Annotated in this window: 2 tRNA genes and 1 rRNA gene; all 3 read left to right on the forward strand. The window is 51.4% G+C overall.

The annotated features are described in order from the left end of the window. A 16S ribosomal RNA gene (locus EVJ24_RS15170) occupies positions 1-82 on the forward strand; the annotation flags it as partial. 76 nt (positions 83-158) lie between these two features. Further along, a tRNA-Ile gene (locus tag EVJ24_RS15175) sits at positions 159-235 on the forward strand. A gap of 23 nt (positions 236-258) precedes the next feature. Then, positions 259-331, forward strand: a tRNA-Ala gene (locus tag EVJ24_RS15180). Positions 332-467 lie beyond the last annotated feature (136 nt).

Below are 467 nucleotides of genomic sequence, written 5' to 3' on the forward strand. Positions count from 1 at the left end.
GCCGCCGAAGGTGGGACAGATGATTGGGGTGAAGTCGTAACAAGGTAGCCGTATCGGAAGGTGCGGCTGGATCACCTCCTTTCTAAGGAAAATGCCCATGTGGCATTGCCCATCGTTCAGTTTTGAGAGACCAAATCTCTCGACAAATCAAATTATGAGGGCCTATAGCTCAGCTGGTTAGAGCGCACGCCTGATAAGCGTGAGGTCGGTGGTTCGAGTCCACTTAGGCCCACCATTTTTTTGAGAATTCCCTTATATGGGGCCTTAGCTCAGCTGGGAGAGCGCCTGCCTTGCACGCAGGAGGTCAGCGGTTCGATCCCGCTAGGCTCCACTTTGTTCCTTGAAAACTGAAGATTCATCAAGACATCAAACCAAGAAAAATATGCATGGTCCGTTCGGACCGTGTGTCTTAGAAACGCTAGATCAAGGTAGAAAGGGCGTACGGTGGATGCCTTGGCACTAGGAGC

Origin of the sequence: Exiguobacterium sp. SH1S21, from assembly GCF_004337175.1 — a bacterium.
GTDB lineage: Bacteria > Bacillota > Bacilli > Exiguobacteriales > Exiguobacteriaceae > Exiguobacterium > Exiguobacterium aurantiacum_A.